The sequence below is a fragment of the Bifidobacterium sp. ESL0745 genome (assembly GCF_029433335.1).
In the GTDB taxonomy this organism is placed as follows: Bacteria; Actinomycetota; Actinomycetes; order Actinomycetales; family Bifidobacteriaceae; genus Bifidobacterium.
Window position 1 is genome coordinate 552,060 of sequence record NZ_JAQTHX010000001.1, and the last position, 22,398, is coordinate 574,457.

Here is a 22,398-nt window from a genome sequence, read left to right on the forward strand (position 1 = left end):
ACTGGGCAATAGGCTGAATATGATTTTGCATCAGGAAAATGCATCAATTGCACTTATTTTGGAGGTTGCGCATGGCCGCTATGACCGTAGCCGATATGGTCTCAATGTTCCTCGAGGACAATGGGAAAATCAACATCACCGCATTTGACGGTTCTTCGTTCGGGCCCCAGGACGCCCCGCTGCACATCACCGTGAACAATTCGCGCGCCGTCTATTATATGGTCGATCATCCCAATGATCTCGGCCTTGCACGTGCCTATCTGCAAGGCGATATCGCTTCTCCGGAACTTATCCCCGGCGATCCGTATGAGGTGTTCAAGAAGCTTGTAGCGCTGAAGCCGGATACGAGGAAACCGAGTCCCGCCGATCTGGCGCGTATCGTCGCTTCCGTCTATTCGCATGGCATCCGTCATCCTGAAGCCCCTTCAATCGAAGGCCCAAGCCGCTGGAAGCGACGCACCGAAGGCCTGATGCCCCACTCCAAGGCAGGCGATGAGGCCACCGTGAGCTATCACTATGACCAGTCCAACGAGTTCTACCGTCTCTTCCTTGGTTCCTCGATGACCTACACCTGCGGCGTATTCACCTCGCCCGAGGATTCGCTCGAGGATGCCGAATGGCGCAAGCTCGACCTCGTGCTCGACAAGCTCAACCTGAAGCCCGGCGACCGTCTGCTTGATATCGGCTGCGGCTGGGGCTCCATGGAAGTCCGCGCCGCTCAGCGCGGCATCAAGGTCCTTGGCGTCACCCTGGCCGGCGAACAGGTCAAGTGGGCACAGGAATGGATCAAGCGCGAAGGCCTCGAAGACCTCGCCGAAGTCCGTCAGATGGATTACCGCGATGTGCCCGAAGGCGATTTTGACGGCATCTGCTCGATCGGCATGATGGAGCACGTCGGCTTCAAGCACTATCCCTCCTACTTCAAGGAGATCTTCGACAAGCTCAAGCCCAACGGCCGCCTCCTGAACCACCAGATCACCCGCGTCAACTCGATGACCGGCAAGTCCGCCGGCGAGTTCATCGACCGCTACATCTTCCCCGACGGCCAGCTGGCCTCCCCAGGAGAGATCGAGACGGTCATCCAGGACACCGGCTTCGAAGTCGTCAACCAGGAGAACCTGCGTCAGCACTACGCGCTGACCCTGCACAACTGGAACAAGAACCTCGTTGCCGGCTGGGACCGCGCCGTCGAGCTTATGGGCGAGCCCAAGGCGCGTCTGTGGGGCCTCTACATGGCCGGTTGCGCGCTGAACTTCGAGCTCAACAACATCCAGATCCACCAGTTCCTCTGCGTGCGTCCGGACGACGAGAAGATGACCGACACCTATCCGCTGCGTCCGTGGTGGGTCGAGGATTCGACCGTCAAGCCGACCAAGATCTGAGGTCTGACGGATTCGGTGTGATGGGGTCGCATGCTTTTGGCATGTGGCCCTTTTCGTTTCCTGTTGTCCGTCGGCTCCGACCCAATTCCGTGGCACATCGCTAGTAGTCGTCACCTAGTCTTCAACGGCATACAATGCACGTTTTTCGACCAAATTTCGTGCATTTTATGCCGTCATCTCAAAGTAACGGCAGGAAATGCGCGTTTCGGAGTGGTATTTCGTTCATTCTCTGCCGTCAGACATCAGGAATGATAGTATGGTGTCAGCTTTTGTTTTCAACAATCCGAGGCCTTGCTATCCTTGAATCATGAGTGAACCACAGGCGCAGCAACCGGCGCTCGCAGGGCTGGCCCCGCGAAAGCGCCGCAAGGCAGTCACCCATACTCCGGCTACAGTCAATCCCATCGTGCAAGTCGTCTTGGACGTGCAGGCCACTCATCTGGGACAGACCTTCGACTACCTCATCGACGAGAAATTCTCGGAAACAGCGCAGCCTGGTGTCATGGTACGGGTTCGCTTTGGCGGCAGACGGGTCAACGGCATCATCTGGGCTCGTGTCGCCAAAAGCCATACCGCAGCATCGGCATTGCGTTATATCGAACGGGTCATGACACCCGATGTGCTTGTGTCTGGCTCGATGCGCCGCGATATTACGGCGATTGCGGAAGCATACGGTGGTACGCGAGCCAATATCCTTCGTCTGGCCGTTCCGCCTCGGGTTGCCAAAGTGGACAAGGAACAGCATTTGGCCATGTCCGGGACATGGGTCGGTAGCCGTGGCCGCGTGAGGCTGGATAAAGGGGAACTTGAACGGGGTTCACAGCGGATGAGGGCGAGTTATGACCAGGCTGTGGCTGTTGAGAATGCGCTGCGCGGCGGGGGATTCACGTCATTTGTGGTCGATGCCCTGCCCGGAGTCGGGCGTTGGGCCGATGACCTGGCGTATATGGCGTCACTTTCCCTTGATTCGGGGCGCACGGCCGTGTTGGTCCTGCCGACCATGCGCGAAGTCAATGATGTCGCCGTGGCCCTGCGACGATTTGGTTTGAAACCGTTCAGGCAGATAAACGCCGCCAATGGTGGCTTTGAGGGTGATTTCGACCTGCTGTCCGCAGCTATGGCACCGTCCGAACGCTATCGCTCGTATCTTGCGGCCGCGAGCGGACAGGTGCGTTGCGTTATCGGCACGAGGGCTGCGATGTACGCACCCGTCGAGGGGCCGGGACTATTCGCCATCCTTGAAGATGCCGCTTACCAGAACGCCGACGGTATGATGCCGTATGCTGCGGCTCGTGGTGTGTTGCGGCTTCGCGCCAAGCTGCATGGCGGTACGTTCATGGCCATCGCCAATGCCCGCAGCGTCATCAGCGAATGGGAGGTGAGCGCGGATTTCGGCAGGATGAATGAAGTCGCACCTGATGGTGATCCGTCATTGGATTCTTCTCGGATGAATAACACTGCCGATTCCGAGTCATCATCACGATTTGACAGTGCGCAAACGTCCGGAAACGCTATTGCCGATATGACAAAGACCATCGGAAACGCGGATGACGTTGTTGACGCTGCTGAAAACAGGTTTGCAAACGTTGAGGTCACCGACGCGAATATGTCTGCCTTTGTAAGCGATACGGCGAAAAACGTCATTGCCAAAGGAAACGCAACCGGTGACGAGGAAGCTTCTATTGCCACTGATTCCTCATTGGCTTCGGCTCAGACCCAGCATGAACCGATATTGGAGACCGGCGAAATGTATCCGCTGGGCGCGAGTCACGCAAAATACCCGATAAACGGAGAAGAAACAAGCACGCAGGCTAAGGCGGATGACGCGATATTTTCCGTTGTGCCGACGTATCGCGTAGAGGTGTGTGAAACGCCGGTCAGCGGCTTCAGTACGGCGGTGCATCCACTGCCGGCCGTAGTCCAAGAGGCCTCGCCATGGATTCGTTGGCTTAACCTCGACGAACTGGCCCGCTTGACCGACCCTTCCATCGGTGCCCGCGTACCGCACACCGCCGTTCGTGTACTCTCGGAAGCCTTGGAAAACGGCCCCATTCTATTTTCCATTCCGCACGACGGCATTGCCGAAGTCCTCAGCTGTTCGCACTGTCATCAGCAGGCCAGATGCCCGCGTTGCACAGGCCCTTTGCAACAAGTACGTGCTGGAGCGCCGCGTTGTCGGTGGTGCGGGGCTCCGGCCAGCAACTGGTCTTGTCCGAATTGCCATTGCAAGCACATGAGCGTGGTGCGTGTCGGCGCCGCCGGGACGGCAGCTCAGCTGCAGCATCTGTTCCGTGATATCCCGATGGTGCTTTCCAGCCCCTCTCAGCCGAACGGCATCGTCGAATGGGTACCTGACCGGCCGTTGATTGTCATCGCCACGCCGGAGGCCGAACCGCACGTGAAGGCGGGGGATGGGAAAGCCGGTCATTATCAGGCGGTGGCCATTCTCGACGCATGGACGAGCTTGTACGCGCCCGGTGTCGATGCCCGTGTCGACGCACTCACTGCCTGGATGCGCGCGGCTTCGATGTGCGCTTGCCGTGAAGACGGCGGACAGGTGCTCCTCATTGGGGAGACTGACCCAATCATCGCGCAATCGCTCATTCAGTGGGATTCGCGCATTCTCGCTGCAGACGAGCTGGATGAACGCGCGGAAACGGGACTTTCACCGGTTTTCGCCGTTGCCTGCGTTTGGGGGCGTCGCGATGCGGTGATGACCACACTGGAGCGTATCGGCGCCTTGACAGGCGATTGGAGCCAGATCAAAACCGAGGTCGGCGAGTTTCCGGCCGTGTTGGGTCCGGTGCCCATTGCACAGCCCAAAACGGTCGATGCGCGCGAACTGGAAGCGACCCATGACCGCGTTAAGGCGGTGGTGCGCGTGCCGCAGCGTTTGCGCGCGGAACTGGCGCAACGGCTTCATAGCGAAGTAGCGCGTCATGTCGCGACGCGCGCGCCGGGTGAGTTGCGTTTCCAGCTTGATCCCAAGGATTTGATCTGACAAGTTTCTGCCGGGTTAGGCCTCGCTTACGTCGCCGTTGCGTGGGAGCATGGAATTCACGGCGGAATTGAACAGTCTTCAAGGAGGAATTATGAAAAGCAGCTGGCCGGGCGATGTGGAAATGGAAAGCAACGTGATTGTGTCTGGTGACGAGGCAAAAGGTGCTGCCGGTAAGCCGATCGAGAACGTGATTTTCGATTTTGGCAATGTGTTGGTCGATTGGGAGCCACAGGCCGCCCTGCTGCCCAGGTATTCGAAGGAACTGACCGACAAGTTCCTTGATAATGACAATTCCGGTTTTTGCGACATCAGTGACGCCATGGATATGGGAGGCACCAAGGCTGAAGCCATTGCCGCCATGCGAGAGCAATATGGTGAGCCTTGGACCAGTATGTTCGAGTATTATCTTGAGAACTTCCTTGATTCTCTGGTGGGCACGGTCGAGGGGATGCGTGTCATGGTCAACGATCTGAAAGCCGCAGGTATCGGTGTATGGGGGCTTTCCAATTGGTCTGCTGATTTGTTCCCGCCAGCTAAGGAAGTGTACCCGATTCTAAGCAGCTTGGATGATGCAGTGATCTCTGGTTTTGTCAAGCTGCGCAAGCCGCACTGTGACATCTTCAAGTTTGCGCTGAAACGGTTTGATATTCCCTCCGATACCGCACTTTTCGTCGATGACAAAGGCATGAATATCGTCGGTTCCAATTCCGCCGGTATTCGTGGTGTGAAATTCACCGATGCTTGCAACCTGAGAAAACTGCTTAAAGGACAAGGTATTGTTATTCCCGGCATTATCGGCTGAGTATCCCCGATTGTTTCCCGCCTTTCAGGGAATGATTTCGGTTCCTTCTTATTGCTGTTTTGGTATTTGTCGGTTTCTGTTACGATAATGACGCCGTTGATATAGTATTCGCTCGAGTTTGTCGAAAAGAAGTGGGGAGTCTCCATGTTGAAAGTTTTGTTTGCTGGAACGCCTGATGTGGCGGTTCCCGCGTTGCGTGAACTGGCGGGTGACAAGGAGCATTTTCAAGTCGTCGCAGTGCTCACCAGGCCGGACGCCCCCCAAGGCCGTGGACGCCGGCTTATGCCAAGCCCTGTCAAAGAGGCCGCGCTGGACCTGGACATCCCCGTTCTGGAATGTGACCCCAAGGAACCGTCCTTCATCACTGAGCTCAAGGCCACGGGTGCCGAAGCAGGGGCGGTGGTCGCCTACGGAAAGATTCTGAAAGAAGCTGTGTTGGGCGCACTACCAATGGGCTGGTACAATCTCCATTTCTCCTTGCTGCCACAGTGGCGCGGCGCGGCCCCGGTGCAGCGTTCCGTCTGGAGAGGCGACACCATCACCGGCGCAACCGTATTCAAGATCACCAAGGGCATGGACAGCGGCCCGATTCTGGCCCAATCAACTTGTCAGATTGGTGCGCACGATACATCCGGGGATATTCTCTCACGTCTTGCCGAGGATGGCTCGCACCTGTTTGCTTCCGCCTTGACCGCGATGGCCGAGGGCAGGATTCTTCTCCGGGAACAGCCTCAGGGAGCCTATGAGGTAGCCAGGAAAATCACCCATGAGGACGCGCGCATCCGCTTCGATGTACCGGTTTTCGCCGTCGACCGCCAGATCAGAGCCTGTACGCCCGAACCAGGGGCTTGGTGCATGCTGCATCCGAAAGGTTCGGATGAGGGCAATGGAAAAACAGAAGGTGACAATTCCGAGGTTTCATCCAGCGCCGAACGTGATATGGGTGACACCGAACCATTCCATGTCTTGAAGGCTCGCCCTGCCTCCGCCGATGACCCACAAGTGCCAAATGGGCTGAAACCGGGTATGCTGGCATCCAGCAAAAAACACGTATGGATCGGCACGGCCACGGCTCCGATCGAGCTCGAAGAGGTCAAAGCCCAAGGGAAAAAGGCGATGCGGGCTGCCGACTGGGCCCGTGGCGCGCGCTTGTCGGCTGATGCCTATGCCGATTGACCGCTTATTGGGATAGCCTTGCTTCCGGATTCGGTAGTGCGGTGTGCGCAATCTGTCGCTTCCGGTTTTTCTTTCGATTGTGCCGGTTGATGCCGTATATTCGATTGTGTGCAATCTTGTTATTTCGTAAATATGATTTCATGTTAAGAAGTGCCCGTAAACTTGCTTGATGAAGGCAACGGGACCACGCTTGAGAAGCGTGGATATGCACAAAGGAGGCATATGGTGAGGGAAATCAATATCGCAGGGCAATCGGTGCCGGCGGTAGGCATCGGTACATGGCACATGGGCAGCGAGCCGGGGAAGCACGATGAAGAGCTCAAGGCAATCCAAGCTGGTATCGAAGCCGGGGCAAGGGCAGTCGACACTGCCGAGGTTTACGGTCAGGGCAAGTCCGAAATGCTGGTGGGCGAGGCATTGCAACCGTTCGACCGCGACGATATCTTCCTCATCTCGAAAGTAAAGCCGGAGAATGCTTCCAAGACGGTGATGGAACACCATCTCGATGCCAGCCTGAAACGTCTGCAGACCGATCATCTCGACCTGTATCTTTATCATTGGCGCGGCCCTATTCCGCTGGAAGAGACGGTGGCCGAACTCGACCGTCTGCGTTCCATCGGCAAGATCGGCGCTTGGGGCGTTTCAAATTTCGATATCCCGGATATGCAGGAATTGGTGGCGCTTCCGGCCGGCGGCAATGTTGCAGCCAATGAAGACCTCTACAACATCGAGTCGCGTGGCATTGAATACGACCTGCTGCCGTGGCAGCATGAACAGCATATTCCGCTGATTGCCTACAGCCCCGTCGGCGGACTTTCCAACAATCTCGACACCAGTATGTTGACCGATCCCGATGTCCGTAAAGTAGCGGCCAGGCACGGCGTTTCGACGTATGAGCTGTTGATTGCGTGGGCTGTGCGCGATGGCAACACGTTGGCCATTCCACAGACCTCCAACCCTGAACATATGTGTGCCAATATCGCTGCTGCCGGCATCGAGCTGACCGACGAAGACCTTGCACAGCTTGACAAGCGCTATCCGGCACCGACTCACCGTATCCCGCTCGACGTGGACTGAGTCGGAACGGATTGCAGAAGAGAAGTGGATTTGTGATGAGCAACGGTGAGCAAGGCGGCAATGGGCAGGCATCCGATCAAAACAGGACGAATGATCTGTCTGATGCAGGCAAGCCGGGCAGTACAGGCAACACGGATATGAATGGCCACTTCGATTCGGATTCTATGCACGCAGACACGTTCGACGATCTTGCGCGTGAAAACGACAACCTGCGGGCCAAGAACCACGCACTGGCGGTGGCGTTGACACGAGCCGGCAAAGAATTGCAGAAAGCCAAATCCCAGCTCGGTCTGATGGCCGCGCCGCCGTTGAACTTCGCCACCATGGTGCGCGTGGATTCGTGCAGCACCGATGAGCAGGGTGTACAGCACGCCAAGGCTGAAGTGCTTTCTGGCAACCGTCGGCTTATTGTGCCTGTTGCCTCGAACGTGTCCGCATCACGCCTGGGCGGTGGCAGAACGGTGCTTCTGAACGAAAACATGGTGTTGGTCGAGCAACGAGGGCTTGAGATTTCCGGTACCGTCCGCACGGTCAAGCAGGTTTTGGACGACGGACGGCTGATGGTCGCCGACGAATCCGGCAATGTCACGCTGGTTGAACGGGCCGGTGCGCTCGCAGATGTCATCATCGAACCGACGGCGCGAATACTGGTGGACGGCATGGCCAGACTTGCGCTGGAAGTGCTTCCCGTCGAGAACGCCACCGACTTGGTGCTCGAACAGACGCCTGATGCCACCTTCGATGACATCGGTGGTCTGGATTCCCAGATCGAACGAATCAAGGACGCTGTCGAGCTGCCGTTCCTGCACCGCAAGCTGTTCGAACGCTACGATCTTCGCCCGCCCAAGGGCGTACTGCTGTATGGTCCTCCGGGCAACGGAAAGACGCTGATCGCCAAGGCCGTGGCCAATGCGCTTTCCGGCGGCGATGCCGACAACGGCGTATTCCTCTCCGTCAAAGGCCCCGAACTTTTGAACAAGTATGTGGGGGAGTCGGAACGCCTGATCCGGCTGATCTTCAAGCGGGCGCGGACGCGTGCGGCCGAAGGGAAGCCGGTCATCGTTTTCATCGACGAAATGGACTCGCTGCTGCGCACACGCGGTTCCGGAGTGTCCAGCGATGTGGAGACCACCATCGTCCCGCAGTTCCTCGCCGAACTTGACGGCGTGGAAAGTCTTGACAACGTTATGGTCATCGGTGCCTCGAACCGCGTCGATATGATCGACCCCGCTGTGCTGCGCCCTGGACGTCTCGATGTCAAGATTCGCATCGATCGGCCGGACAAAAAGCAGGCGGCGCAAATTGTATCGCACTATCTGACCGGTAATTTGCCATATCAGGCCGGACAAAGCGCCGAAACACTGACCCAGGTCCTGGTCGACAGTGTCTATACGGACGGGCCACAACGGCATATCTGCGACGTATGCGACGAGCAAGGCCGTTGGTCGAGGGTCACTTTGGCCGATGTGATGTGCGGCGCCATGCTCAAGAACATCGTCGACCGCGTCAAGACCCACGCCGTCAAGGATTCGATCACCCTTGGCCGGTCCGTTCAGATCGGTGCCGATTCGGTGCTGAAAGCTGTGGATGACGAGTTTGACGAAACCAGTGATTCGGTGATGGATTCGGATCCGGTGCAATGGTCGAAGATCAACGGCATCGCCGACGGCCATGCGGTGCGTATTCGTCCGGCTGAATAATGGCTATCCTGCTGTCGGCAAGTCCATGACATTCTGATTTGGAGTGTAGTGACTGCTTTTGCCGTGACAGAGAATAGTCAATGGCTGAATATGGGCGGCTGTTAAGCTGGTTTCAACCAAGCTTGCTCGTGTCAGATGAAATACATGCAGTGTTGAAGAGGGAATACCAATGAGCGTATATAGGATGATGGGAACCGAAACGGAATACGCGGTTTCGGACATGGAAGCGGACCATTACAATCCTGTACAACTTTCGTTCGACGTGGTCAGTGGCGCTGCGAACCCGCAAACGCAGCATATTCGCTGGGATTACCGGCAGGAAGACCCATTGAACGACGCCCGCGGCACCCGTCTGCCTCGCGCCGCCGCTCGGCCGGACATGCTCACCGACGAACCACAACGTCAGATCGTCAACGTCATCGCGCCCAACGGTGGCCGCGTCTACGTCGACCATGCACATCCCGAATATTCCGCGCCTGAGACCATGGACCCGTTCGAGGCCGTCTCTTACGACCATGCCGGCGACCGGATCATGTTTGAAGCGGCGCAGAAAGCCAATGAGCGCAACGGTTCCCACATCGTTTTGCATCGCAACAACGTGGACGGCAAAGGTGCCAGCTGGGGGACGCACGAAAACTACATGATGCGCCGTCACGTTCCGTTCGACCGGGTGGCGGCGTTGATGACGCTGCATTTCGTCTCGCGTCAGATTTATACGGGTTCTGGTCGGGTCGGCATCGGCGAAAAAGGCGAGGAAGCCGGGTTTCAGCTAAGCCAACGCGCCGATTACATCCATTCCGTTGTCGGCCTGCAAACCACCTTCGACCGGCCGATCGTCAACGCGCGCGACGAATCCCATGTAACCGGCGACTATCGCCGTCTCCATGTCATCGTCGGTGACGCCAATCGCATGGATGTGCCGCAGACGTTGAAGCTCGGCACGACCAGCATGCTGTTGTGGTTGATCGAGCAGGCCGATAGCGCGGATACACGTATTTCTGGCAACGATGTTGACGGTACTGCAGGCGATACTGGCGACAAAGGGGAACTCGGCAATCTGTCCGGGAATAGTGCCGATAATCCACAGATATTCGGAATTGACAATGCGTTCGACTTTGATGAGCTGCTTGCCGATTTGCAGCTCGTCGATCCCGTTGAGGACATGCATATTGTTTCGCATGATCTGACGCTTGCCGCGCAGCTGCCGCTTGAACAGGGAGGAAACACAACGGCCTGGCAGATTCAGATACGTCTGCTTTCTGCGGTATCCGCGCAAGGTGCCGTGACATACGGCACTGACAGCAGGGGAGAGGTGATTTGGCCTGACGAGCCGACCAAACGAATCATGGCGATGTGGCGTCAGGCGTTGATGGATGTGGCGGCGGTGCGTCACACAAGCGATGATGAACGGCTGAAGATGGCCGACGAGGGCTCGCGTTTGGAGTGGTTGCTCAAATGGCAGTTGCTGGAACGTTTGCGTCGCAAAATCGGTGCTGATTGGTCCGACCCAAAGCTGGCGGCCCTTGACTTGAGTTGGGCCGCGCTGGACCCCGCCCATTCGGTTTTTGCTCGCCTGCAATCCCAGACACAGCGTGTACCTCTACGCCCGAACGAAAGTCAGGACCAAGCCGACGTTGAGGTTCAGCATGCCGCCTTAAAGCCTCCGGAAGACACCCGTGCCTGGCTGCGTGCCGAAATTATCAGGCGTTTTCCCAAGGAAGTGGTCGCCGCGTCTTGGTCGCATCTGACCGTACGGGATGGAAACCGTATGGATAATGATGATGAAGACATGGCTGGCCTCCATCAAACGGCAAAGGCGCACATCGGAAAGGTTCCGGCCGATAATTCGCGTGATTGTCAATTGCCCTTAACCGATGTGGAAGGAAACGTGATGGAAGCTTCAGGACCAGAGCTTTTTTCCTTGGATATTTCACAATCAAGGCGCTGGACCAAGCAGCGTTGCGGGGAAATCCTCAACGAATGCGGTCATCGGCATGAAACAGCTGCACAGACGCTGCGCAGCCTTAAAACTGCTGTTAGATAAGTGTCAACGGGCATCGCCCTTGCATTGACACTTGAAGAATTGGATCTTTGCCGGTCTTTGTTCGTTTCGGCCCGTGTTTGTCTGTGCTTCCGGTCCTGACCATGCCGAAAGCCTGAACGTGAAGACAACACCTACTAGCGACTGGTTATGTATTTGTGATGTTTCGCAGGGATGGGCTTGTTTCTTGTCTGCACGTATTTTATCGTCAGACAGCTGATCGCAGCGATGATGATGATGGACATTTCCAACATATCGGTCCTTTTCGTGTTCTTGCCGTTGGTTTCGGCAGGTGTGATCGTACGGATTGCGGAGACCAAAAGCCGATGGTCGTTGATTCCGTAGGGGGTACATGTCATGAGTGTGACCCTGTCTTGCCCGGGTTCGATTCTGAGTTTGCTGTCGTCGTCGGGCAGGATGACGTTGATGCGGTCGACCCGATACGACAACGTCCTGCCCATCGATTTGATGGAAAACCCGTCCCCGATACGCATCTCATCAAGTCTGGTGAACATCAATGCGTCGGTCATGCCGGTGTGGGCGGCTATCACGGCGTGTGTGGAAGGACCTCCCACCGGCAGCGAACTGCCGTAGAGATGGCCGGCTCCGTTGGCGAGAATCTCGTCGTCGGTGCCGTGATAGATCGGCAGCCGCACTGAGATCTTGGGTATGGTAATCGTCGCCATGATGCCTTCGCCTTGGTCGAGCAGGGATTGATAGCCCCCGGCATGGTCGGAGTCCGATGATGCCGGGATTGTCGAATATGGGGAGTTCGTGGGAATTTCCCCCAGAAATGGTTGACCGGTCTTGGCAAGTTCGGTGTTGTAGCGATGCGCCATCTCCAGCTCATATTTCAGATGTTGCGGTGATTGGGATTCGGCAAGAACTTCTGATACTTCGGCGTTGTGCGCCAATTTTCTGGAGGATATTTGCTGGAGTATCAGGGGATAGGCGATGGCGGAAATCCCTAGTACGATCAACGCAATCGCACAGGCCTTGAGAATAATGGGGGCGATCGGTGCATGGGTTCCACCGCCGCCTGACCATGAATCATTATTGATGGGATTGCCGTCAAAATCGGATGAGACCACATCGACCTGTTTGCTCGACATGCGTCGGCAAATCGATGGTGGTGACGTGGTCTCATCCGTTTTCATATCATTCTTCTTTTAAGCGCTGCAATCAGCGGGAAGCCGCGTTCTTGCCGACATGTGAACGTTGGCTTCTGCGCACGGCGAGGTAGATTCCTGCACCGGCGCCAACCAGCAGCATGCCGAGGATAATGCGAATCGTGATGCCCGCTTTGCCGGTGCTGGGCAGATCGATGACGGTCTTGATGTTCTTGACGATGTAGAGCTGCGGATTGGTGTCGTCTTTGGAAACGAGGCCGTAAAGGTCATCGGCGGGTGCTGAATAATTGACGGAGTCCAGCGTCTGGTCGCTCCTGAATGACGGGGTAATGGTCACGCTGAATTTGAAATCGGTGGGGATGATGTAGCCATCGGTCGGTTTGATCTCTTTCAATGTGTAGGTGCCTGCATCGACTCCTGAGATCGTGATGGTGCCGCTCGCGGGGACCACCAGCTTGTCCACACTTGCCTCGCCAGTCTGAGGTGGACGATAGCCTCCGTTGCCGTCGCTGTACATGGGCATCGGTGTGGTGGATGTGCCTTGGAAGATCTGGAACTCGGTACCGGGCAGCACCGTGCCTTCGGACTTCGAAATCTTCCTGATTGCGAAGTTGAAGGTGTAGACATGCTTTTCGACGCTTGGGGTGGTGGTCCCATGACAGTCGGTGGATTGATTGTCCTTGTAGGTGACTGTCGCGCTGTTCTTGGAATCCCCATGATCGATGGTGATTGCGTCATCGTTGAGCACCACCGTGTAGGTGATTTCGATCGGTTGTCCGGCAAGACTGTAATCCTGAATGCTCATTTTGCCTTTGATATATGCGGAGAGGTTGAAAACGAACGAGGCGCCCTTCGCTGTGGTGTGGCTGGAAGCAACGGTGGACACCGGTTCCTGATGCTGGTTGAACACCGAAAGGGCATATTGCCCTGTGGTGAGCGTTGTATCGCCGATTTTCACGGTTGGGTTCAATAGCGACGAGTCGTAGGTCAGTCCGGCAGAAAGTTGGTCGTTGACTTGCAGTATGTAGGTGTTCGGATCGTAATGGGTGTAGAGGGGAACCGTTGAATTGATGGTGAATTTGATTGGGTCGCCGACTTTGTGTGTCGGACTGTCCACATTCTTCACCGGTTTTTTGAGATATGTGGATTTCACCTGGGCCGATGAAGTCATACCTGGCAGGTTCACGCTTGCGCCGTCGACCATTTTGCCGGCTTTGGTGCTTACCAGCATGGGGATGGTTTGCAGCGTACCCGTATTCGGATCGGGTTGCGGGGTGGTGTCTTCGATCAGATAGATGCCGTTGGGGATGTTGAAATGGGCAACCGCATTCCCGCTTGCGTCGGCTGCGCCTCCTGTCGTTTTAACCGTTGAAGTTGAGATCGCATTGGCAATGTCGGTCTGGGTGGCGAGATTCTGGATGAAATCACGGACGTTGCCGGCATAGGGGGACTGTCCGGATGTGTCGTGGTTGAATCCCCAGTTTTCCGCGACCCAGCTGATGGGATCAGTGAACTGGGCGTGTGCGTCGGTCGCGGTCAGTGCGGTGGAGGCCGCGTTCCTGATTGCCGTGTTGCCCACGGAGACGACCTCCATGGTATTGTGTGCGGGGTCCTGAAGGTTGTAATCGCCGAGTTTGACGGCGACGAAGGTGTGGTTGCTGATTGTATCCTGGGCGCCGGTAATGTCGAAATCGACGTTGGGCTGGTCTTCTGTGGCCGACGCGATTGTCGCGGTGCTTGCAAGCATGGCTGTTCCGGTCAGCAAAGCCAGAGCGGAAATCATGAGTTTCTTTGCAGATAGGTGTTTCATGGGGAGGTTCTCTCCTGTTTTCTTCGATGAGATAAGGGATTTTTGATATGCCGTTATCGTTGCTCGATGGATTTTCGCAAATCGGTTGAGTACTCCTGAAACCAATGAGAGGCCGCCATACGGAATCATTCGTAGCTGTAAAACGACAATTTGTATTACCGATGAACAGGTTGTGTCCATGGCAGGCGTTGGTCCCGTTTATTGGTCAGGAAGCGTTTGGTTTGATATTCGGCGGACAGGCCATTATCGTCGGGGTAAATGCAATATGTGTTACGCCCCGGGAGTAAGATAAAAAAATGGTAGCGAGTTCACCAAAATTCGATACCTTGACTGTCTCCTGCATGATTTTGAACGGATCGCAGGAGACAGCATTTTTATCATTGGTCTTATGGGTTGACTGGATGCTTGACGTTAGGGGCATCCTTGTTGATTGTTCGAGCAACTATAGGCTGTTGCTCGCTTTGATCTCAAGACGGTGCCATGTAAACTCCTCGCGACTGTACATATATGTTGATAGACATCAATATTGGTTAGCATAGCGTCAAAAATATTGAGACATGTGTCTTGATAAAGCGTAAAACGATATGATCGAAGCGGTATAAGAATTTTTCGAAACCATTGATGTCTTTGAGAAATTACAAGACTGCAACGATGCGGAAATCAGTTTATTCATCAGTTAGTTATTTTTCGCTATTGATGATATTTTTTAATCAGATAGGCTTTTTGACGTTTATTGTTGTGGTGCATACTATGAAAACAAATTGGCCCGTTTTGCAATTCGTTGTGCAAAACGGGCCAATCCATGCAAAGGTTAAAGGCTTGCCACCAGCAGACGATACCGATCATCAGGCATAAAGGCGAACGGATCGATCAATACGGCTTCGTGATGGGTTGGAGCTGTCGTCTTCAAATGCGTCCAGTCGCAGCTGAACGTGGCACCCGATTGCAAGGCTCGATGGACGAATCCGCCGCGCAATGCGGCCCGGGTGTCGTGAGGCGGGTTTTTAACGGCATATTCGACGGCACCATCCGATACGAGCGTTTCCATCAATCCGTGGCCTACCAACAACGGATAAATGCTTCCATTGACGATGTCATGATAGTTCATATCGATTTGTCGGGCCTGTGCCGGTGAAAGCGAAGGATTGCGTTCCTTCATTTTGCCGAGCAGCTGGTATTTCGCCACCCAGTCGACACGATTGGAAAGCCCGTCGAAATCCTTGGCAGACAACGCATCGAGTGCTGTTTTCCACTCACGCAGAATCGTGGTGCAATTGGTATCCGGCAAAGAGGATTCTATCTGAACGCGATGGGATTCGACAAACCGTGAAACAACGGTCCAGTACAGATATTGGATTTCCAAGGCGGTGACAGCCTGAGAATCCGCTTTGGAATCCGTACTGGCATCAGCATCAGAGTCCGGAGATTGCAATCCGAATTCCCTCTGCGTCCTGCGAAACGCCGCAATATCTTCAAGCCCAATCACCGTCTTTGCACAACTCAAATCGGCGCTCATCGCCTTGTTCGATGCGCTGGGGTCGCTCAACGCACAGCATTCGAAACCTGAGGCAGCGCCCCGTTTCGCGGCGTCTTCCATGACGCAAAGCACCAAGTGGGTGGTGGCGAGTTTCATTTTCGTCGCCCATTGCGAACGGTTGGAATCGCCGATGATGACATGGAGCCTGCGGAATTCGTCCGGGTCGGCATGCGGCTCGTCGCGTGTATTGACCATTGGACGGAAACGCGTGGTCGATGAGGAAACACCTTCATCAAGGAACGCAGCACGCTGGGTGATTTCAAAACCGCTTTCGCTTACGCGTCCGGAACCGGTGAAAAGCTGACGGGTCACCAAAAACGGCAGAAGCTGCGCCTTGATGATGGGCAGCGAAACATAGCGGCGCACCAGATAGTTCTCGTGGCAGCCGAAGGCATGACCGGCCGAATCCACGTTGTCCTTGAACAAGTGAATGGTCGCATGTTCACCGTGGGTCTTGCGCAAACGTTCCTGCGCGCCGATGGCGAGACGGCGCATGATTTGCTCGCCGGCCAGATCCTGTACCAGCGCTTCTGCGGGGTCACGCGCCTCGGCGGTCGCATATTCGGGATGTGAACCCACGTCGAGATACAGCCGTGAACCGTTCTCCAAATAGGTATTGGTGGAACGCGAACGCGAAAGTATCGGTGCGAACATCATCATCGCAACCTGGCCGGGATCGCAAGGATGGTTCGCCCTGGTCACCGAGACCCCGTATTCCGTTTCGATGCCGAAAATGCGGTGGAACGAATCGTATTCGGGGGAGCGCGACGTGGTGTTGCCGGGTCCTTGATTGCTGCTGTCACGCAGCTGCGGCATCACTCGCCGCCTTTCTGCACGAAGCTCGAAACGTACGTTTCCGCATCGGTTTCCAAAGTCGAGGAGATGTCGTCGAGTACGGCGTCCAGAGCGTCTTCCTGTTTCTCGGCCTTTTCGGCATTCTTCGTTTTGTCTTGTACTTGTGATTCGGGTTCTTCGCTCTGATGCTGCCGTTGCACGAACTTCTGTGTCATTTCGCTCCTTGGTCTTGACAACCGTAAGCTGAATCAGCTGATAACAGTTGCCATGAATACACGTATCTCTTATCCACTTTAGCGGAACCCGAATGCAGCGGCCTCTTGCTTTTCGTTGGCTGATATCCGGTCTGCGCTCATCGAAAGTAACGAAGGGAACACAGCCATCCGAAGCCAGAAAAGCTGTCGCGCTGAAGTCAATTCAAGTTTTTTATTGGAAGGGATAGTCTAAATCGACGAGATAAGGTTTTAGTTCGTCGGTGATAAGGCCATTGGTGGCGACGATGTCATTCTCGCTGCGCCAGTGGATGGGGTTACCGTTCCAACGGCTCACTTTGCCTTGCGCCTGCCGGACCACGACGGTGCCGGCCGAGACCGCGGGAATATCCCAGCGGTGCAGATGGGGTTCGAAATAGGCATCATAGGTGCCATCGGCCACTTTGCACAGGTCCAACGAAACCGGACCGATACGTTTGACATCGGCCGGCTTACCGGCGATCTCGCTTAAGACATGGAATGCTCGTTCGGATTCGGCCGGAACATGGGACATGCCGAAGCTCACGATCGAACCGTTCAGGCTTCTGGTGGTTGAGGGAATGACCTTTCCGCGCTTCTCACCGATCGGCGTGCGGCGGATGCGGATGGCGCCCTGCCCGGAAGCGGCCAGATAGGTCAGCCCAAGTGCCGGGGCATGGACAACTCCCAGAATCGGCTGTGCCGAATTTTCCTTGTTGAATTCGAACAGCGAAACGGTGATGGTCCATTCGCTCATGTTGCGGCGGAAGTTGATGGCGCCGTCAATCGGGCCGACGCACCAGAAACGGTCTCCTGGCTTGGCGTTTTCCGGTCTGTCGCGCCACATCCCGTCAAAGGGTTCAAGATAGTTGAGACGGTTCTCGATGAAGGCGATGAGCTTTTTGTCGATATTGCTCCCAAGCTGCATGCTGGTGGCGGGAATTTCAAACTCAGCGAAATCCTGCGGATTGATTTGGTCATGAAGCGCATGTTTGCCGGCGTCCTGTGTCACCTGAGCTACTTTAAGCGCCAATGCCCTTGGATTTGTCGTCATGTCTACCTGCCTGTTTTCAACTTTGCCGTATATATACTATCCCGTAGGCTTTATAACCGTGGATAAGGCATAAAAAACCTCCGATCGCATGACAATCGGAGGTATTGAAGATCATATGATCTTGTGGTCAGCTCACTTGGAGGCAACGGCCTTCTTGAGGAGGCTGCCAGCAGAAATGCGAACACCGTAGGATGCCGGAATCTTGATCGTTTCGCCGGTGCGCGGGTTGCGACCGGTGCGAGCAGCACGGCGAACACGCTCGGCGGAGAAGAGACCGGTCAGCTTCAGGCCTTCGCCGGACTGCATTGCCTCGACGAACACATCCTGGAAGGCGTTGACGGCCGCTTCGGCCTGAGCCTTGGTCAGGTTGGACTTCTGTGCAATCTTCGAAACGAGATCAGACTTGTTGTATGCCATGAAGAATCCTTCTTGATTAGGGGCTTTCCTGTTTGGTAAAAGCCACGTTTCAGTTGTTCATTCTAGTCCAAAGTCTCGCCAAATACCGCCAGTTACGAGAGTTTTTTATCGGATTTGTAAAGATTTGGGCACGCCCAAGCACCAATTTGGACGATTTTGATGACAAAGTACCTCAGATGACTATTTCCCTGATTTCAGAGGCACGTTGCATAAAAGTCAGAGCAGGTTACGGTGGTCAAGCCGCTTCATGGCCAATGCACCGATGGGGATGCGCAGCCAGTAGAAGCCGACACGGTAAAGCAGAGTCGCGCTTAATGCCACCGCAGGCGGCACGCCAATTGAAGTGAAAGCGAAAGTCAGCGCCGCTTCCACTGCACCCAAGCCGCCGGGGGTCGGTGCCGCGCTGCCCAAAGTATTGGCCAGAAGGAACACGAACGTGGTCTCCAACGGATTCGACGAAGTGCCGAAGGCCATCAGCGATGCCCAGAAGCCCAGTCCGGTGGCGATATTGAGAATCAATGCCCCGACGATGCCGCCGGCAAGCTTTTGTGGCTGGGCCAGAACCTCGACAAGCTGATGGGCGTAGGAACGCAGGATCGGCAGGTATTTGTCGACGATCCTGCGTCGGATGGGGGTGATGGCCATGCACAGGCACAACACCAGTACGATCGCGCCGATGACCACGACCAACGTATTGGTCGGTACCATTCCGGAGAACATGTTGCGCCCGGTGAAAAGACCCATCAGCAGAAGCAATATGATCGTCGTCAAGCCCTGTACCGCCCAGGTCACCGACATGATGGCCGTGGCCGCAGTGTTCTTGTAGCCGTTCTTGCGCAGGAACTGAAGATTGACGAAAGCGGGGCCCACGCCGGCGGGCATGGAAACGGCGGTGAAACCGGAAGATGCCTGGGAACAGAACAAATCGAACCAGTGCCGTTTCCCGTTGTCCATGAACGAACCGAGGGTGATGGCCGAACCGACCCAGGCAAGCATGGAAAGCAGCAGACACACCAGTGCCCAAGCGATGTTGGCGTGGCGTACGGCGGAGATGACCTCGTTGGGTCTCAACTGGGTGAAGATGACGGCGACGGCGATGATGAGCAGGGTGATCGAAACGAACGATTTGACATTGAAACGAGCCAGCGTCACCGGTTCCGTGGCTTCGGCTTCATCCTGCGGGGCCAGGGCGTTGAGGCCGTCGCGTACCTGAGCGAGCAATTGCTTGTTCCATCCCGGCAGGTTTCTGGTGGACGAGGGAATCGCGACCTTCTGCACGAAAGGCGCCAATGAAACCAACGTCTTGCGCTCCCAGACCTTCAGTGCCGCCTTGATGGCGAGATCCGGGTCGGTGAGTGTGGCCAGGAGCACCAAAAGCTGCACTTTGTCCATAGCCACGTTGGTGCTGCCGCTGGCGTAGTCGCCGTTTTGCCAGCCGACGATGACATGTTCGCCATGGATTTGGGCCAGGGTATCGGGGGTGATGCGACGGTGGGTGTACCCGCGACTATTCGCTTTGGAAAGATAATCCATATAGTCGACCATCGCCGCCTCGTTGAGGTCGTCAAAATCGAACGGGGCAGGGGTATCGGTGGTATCGAACACCAGAATCGAGGATTCCTCGCTGTCCATCACTCCATAGGGGTTCGGCGCGCTCAGACCACAGGATTTCAGTCCCAGCAGCATCGAGAAATGATGATGGATCGCGTCGCTGGCAGAACGGTCTCGGCGTATGGCGACACCGGTGAAACGCAGTCCTTGCCAAAGCTGGTTCAGGTAACCGGCGGCATGCGGCAAGGAGTCGAGAACGGAGATGGTATAGCGTTTACCCTGAGCGTCTTTGGCATCGTAGATACGGGAATTTTCGATGAGATCGTCGTCAAGCCTGGACTTGAAGGCTCCTGTTTCGTTGTCGGCCTTGTATCGGTGCAGTTCGGTGAGTCTCAAGCCGATGCTGTTGACGGCGTTGACGATTCCCGACCCCCAAAGTCCCTGGGTTCGCGTGCCCATTGCGAAGCGCAATACCAGGCCGATGATCCGTCCGATGGCGAATGAGACGATGGTGCCGGCCACCGAATGCCACGAAACGATGACGAAGATGGCCGCCGCGACAAACAGCGTGTTCCATCCCCATTTAACTGAGGAATGGGAACGTTTTGGCCCTGCCACCGTCAGGAACGCGCCGATGCCGGCATAGAAGTCGGGCAGCATCGCCGGCCCTGCACCTTCGCTGGACTTGACGGCGGCAAGCAACGCGGGAACGCCAAGATGGAAGAGGGCAAAGGAGAGGAACAGAATCACCGCGTATCCGATGAACAATGCCACGACGGATATGGCCGATTGCAGCCATTCGCGGTTGATGAGCAAGTGAATGAGCACGCTGATGACAATGGCGAAGCTCAAAAACTGCTGAAGGATGGAAACCGGCAGATCCATGAGCCAGGTGAACGCCTGGCCGGCGGTTTTGGCGTCGTGTTCCACACCGGTGGTGATGCCATGCATATACGTGGCGAACACGATGATGACGACGGCAAGGATCAGCGCCCCCACCGCGTGAAGCAGATCGTTGGCGTTGTGGGCCCGCTGTGGGGCGACGTCATCGATATCGGCCATCTGACCATGTCGTGGCGGCTGAAGCGTGCCGTGATCAGTGGACTCGACCCGAATCGAAGTCTGGTTCGTTTCAGAATCGCCAACCGATGAAGGTGAGCTTTTTCCAGATGGCGAAGCGGGCGTGTTATCGCTCATTGGCGATCAAAACCCACCAAAATCGAGGCCAGTCCGGTATAGGTCTGTGGGGTCAACGCCTTCAAACGGGCCGCTGTGGCATCGTCGAAGTCCGACGAGTCGATGAACGTCTCGATGTCGGCCTTGGAAATGCTTTTGCCGCGCATCATTTCCTTGACCTTCTCGTACGGGCGTTCCATGCCTTGCCGTCCCGCAAATTCCTGGGCACGCATCGCAGTCTGGATGGGTTCGCCCAACACTTCCCAGTTCTGATCAAGCTCTGTGGCGATGACTTTAAAATTGGGATGGATGGATTCGAGTCCGCCAAGCAGGTTGTCGAGTGCCAGAAGCGAATAACCAAGTGCTGCGCCGATGTTGCGTTGGGTGGTGGAATCGGTGAGGTCGCGCTGCCAGCGGCTTTCGACAAGCGTGCTGGAAAGGGTATCAAGGAACGAGCAGGAGAGCTCAAGGTTCGCCTCGGCGTTCTCGAAACGAATCGGGTTGACCTTGTGCGGCATGGTCGACGAGCCGGTCGCGCCCTTGACGGGAACCTGGGCGAAGACACCACGGGAGATATACATCCAGATATCCACCGCCAGATTGTGCAGGATGCGGTTGGTGTGGCTGATCGTACCGTAAAGTTCGGCTTGCCAATCATGGCTTTCGATCTGCGTGGTCAGCGGGTTCCACGTAAGCCCCATACGGTTGGTGACGAACTCGCGCGAGATCGCCAGCCAGTCGGCGTCGGGGCAGGCCACGATGTGTGCACCGAATGTGCCGGTGGCGCCGTTGAGCTTGCCGAGGTATTCCTGGTCTTCGACGTGCTTCAACTGACGGTTCAGGCGGTGTACGAATACCGCCAGCTCCTTGCCCAACGTGGTTGGCGTCGCCGGCTGTCCGTGGGTCAGGGCGAGCATTGGCAGGTCCTTGAACTCCTCGGCTTTATCTGCAAGGAAATCAGTCAGCTTACGCGCCTTGGGAAGCCAGACCAGAGTGACGGCCTTTTTGATGCAACGGGCATTGGCCAGATTGTTGATGTCTTCAGATGTGCAGGCGAAATGAACCAAGGTCTTGAGGTTCGCAAGCTGCGTGTCCTCGCCGAGAACGCTCAATGCACGGTCGAGCTCGTCGTCGATGTAGTATTCCACCGCTTTGACGTCATGATGCGTTTTGGCCTCATAGGCCGCGTGCCTGGCGATGCCCTCGGCTCCGAAATTCTCCGGGATGGCACGAAGGTAGTCGATTTCTCCGGCGGTAAGGGGCTTGACTCCTTCGAGGACAGGTTTATTGCCGTTGCCATCGAATCCATTAGCCAAAAGGATCATCCATTCGATTTCCACGGTGATCCGTTCGCGGTTCAGCGCCGGCTCGCTGAGGTATTCGACGAGCGGAGCAGTTTGCTTGTGATAACGTCCGTCCAATGAAGTCAACGCGATTGCCGGAGAAATTTGGGTCAGGTGCATAAGGCTTTAGCTTAGTGCAACCCGTTGTCTGAGCGACAGTGTTCACCATAAACCAA

Annotated in this window: 14 protein-coding genes and 1 pseudogene; 7 read left to right on the plus strand and 8 right to left on the minus strand. The window is 55.9% G+C overall.

The window, feature by feature from the left end:
* The first annotated feature begins 71 nt into the window (after positions 1 to 71).
* The 7 genes and pseudogenes from PT275_RS02015 to PT275_RS02045 form a co-directional block, all read left to right on the plus strand.
* Positions 72 to 1,382, plus strand: a complete 1,311-nt coding sequence (locus PT275_RS02015) for a class I SAM-dependent methyltransferase (RefSeq protein ID WP_277151873.1) — start codon at positions 72 to 74, stop codon at positions 1,380 to 1,382.
* A 307-nt stretch (positions 1,383 to 1,689) separates the two neighbouring features.
* Positions 1,690 to 4,383, plus strand: coding sequence for a primosomal protein N' (locus tag PT275_RS02020; protein WP_277151875.1), 2,694 nt, complete (start codon positions 1,690 to 1,692; stop codon positions 4,381 to 4,383).
* 91 nt (positions 4,384 to 4,474) lie between these two features.
* Complete coding sequence (locus tag PT275_RS02025; protein WP_277151877.1) at positions 4,475 to 5,185, plus strand: HAD family phosphatase; 711 nt, start codon at positions 4,475 to 4,477, stop codon at positions 5,183 to 5,185.
* Between the two features lie 144 nt (positions 5,186 to 5,329).
* Positions 5,330 to 6,361, plus strand: a complete 1,032-nt coding sequence (fmt, locus tag PT275_RS02030) for a methionyl-tRNA formyltransferase (RefSeq protein WP_277151879.1) — start codon at positions 5,330 to 5,332, stop codon at positions 6,359 to 6,361.
* Positions 6,362 to 6,583: 222 nt separating this feature from the next.
* Positions 6,584 to 7,438, plus strand: a complete 855-nt coding sequence (locus PT275_RS02035; protein ID WP_277151881.1) for an aldo/keto reductase — start codon at positions 6,584 to 6,586, stop codon at positions 7,436 to 7,438.
* A gap of 137 nt (positions 7,439 to 7,575) precedes the next feature.
* Entirely contained in the window at positions 7,576 to 9,138 is a 1,563-nt protein-coding gene (arc, locus tag PT275_RS02040; protein WP_277153620.1) for a proteasome ATPase, read from the plus strand.
* A gap of 169 nt (positions 9,139 to 9,307) precedes the next feature.
* A pseudogene (locus tag PT275_RS02045) lies at positions 9,308 to 10,894 on the plus strand (proteasome accessory factor PafA2 family protein); the annotation flags it as partial.
* Positions 10,895 to 11,316: 422 nt separating this feature from the next.
* Here the strand turns inward: PT275_RS02045 and PT275_RS02050 are convergent.
* The 8 genes from PT275_RS02050 to purB all read right to left on the minus strand — a co-directional run bounded on the left by PT275_RS02050 (position 11,317) and on the right by purB (position 22,342).
* A complete protein-coding gene (locus PT275_RS02050; protein WP_277151883.1) occupies positions 11,317 to 12,336 on the minus strand; it encodes a class C sortase in 1,020 nt (339 codons plus the stop codon).
* A 25-nt stretch (positions 12,337 to 12,361) separates the two neighbouring features.
* Positions 12,362 to 14,119: an isopeptide-forming domain-containing fimbrial protein gene (locus tag PT275_RS02055; protein ID WP_277151885.1), complete on the minus strand. Its 1,758-nt coding sequence runs from the start codon at positions 14,117 to 14,119 to the stop codon at positions 12,362 to 12,364.
* Positions 14,120 to 14,930: 811 nt separating this feature from the next.
* Complete coding sequence (locus PT275_RS02060; protein WP_277151888.1) at positions 14,931 to 16,472, minus strand: proteasome accessory factor PafA2 family protein; 1,542 nt, start codon at positions 16,470 to 16,472, stop codon at positions 14,931 to 14,933.
* Positions 16,472 to 16,666, minus strand: a complete 195-nt coding sequence (locus tag PT275_RS02065) for a ubiquitin-like protein Pup (protein WP_277151890.1) — start codon at positions 16,664 to 16,666, stop codon at positions 16,472 to 16,474. Before PT275_RS02065 ends, PT275_RS02060 begins: the two co-directional genes overlap by 1 nt.
* A 211-nt stretch (positions 16,667 to 16,877) precedes the next feature.
* Positions 16,878 to 17,735, minus strand: a complete 858-nt coding sequence (locus tag PT275_RS02070; protein WP_277151892.1) for an inositol monophosphatase family protein — start codon at positions 17,733 to 17,735, stop codon at positions 16,878 to 16,880.
* A 132-nt stretch (positions 17,736 to 17,867) separates the two neighbouring features.
* A complete protein-coding gene (locus PT275_RS02075; protein WP_033521170.1) occupies positions 17,868 to 18,152 on the minus strand; it encodes an HU family DNA-binding protein in 285 nt (94 codons plus the stop codon).
* A gap of 216 nt (positions 18,153 to 18,368) precedes the next feature.
* The gene (locus tag PT275_RS02080) at positions 18,369 to 20,900 is read right to left on the minus strand and encodes a lysylphosphatidylglycerol synthase transmembrane domain-containing protein (RefSeq protein WP_277151893.1); all 2,532 of its coding nucleotides are present in this window, start codon (positions 20,898 to 20,900) and stop codon (positions 18,369 to 18,371) included.
* Positions 20,897 to 22,342 carry an adenylosuccinate lyase gene (purB, locus tag PT275_RS02085; protein WP_277151894.1) on the minus strand — a complete coding sequence of 482 codons (1,446 nt, stop codon included), beginning with the start codon at positions 22,340 to 22,342 and terminating at the stop codon, positions 20,897 to 20,899. The genes PT275_RS02080 and purB overlap by 4 nt, the downstream gene beginning before the upstream one ends.
* Between the last annotated feature and the right edge of the window lie 56 nt (positions 22,343 to 22,398).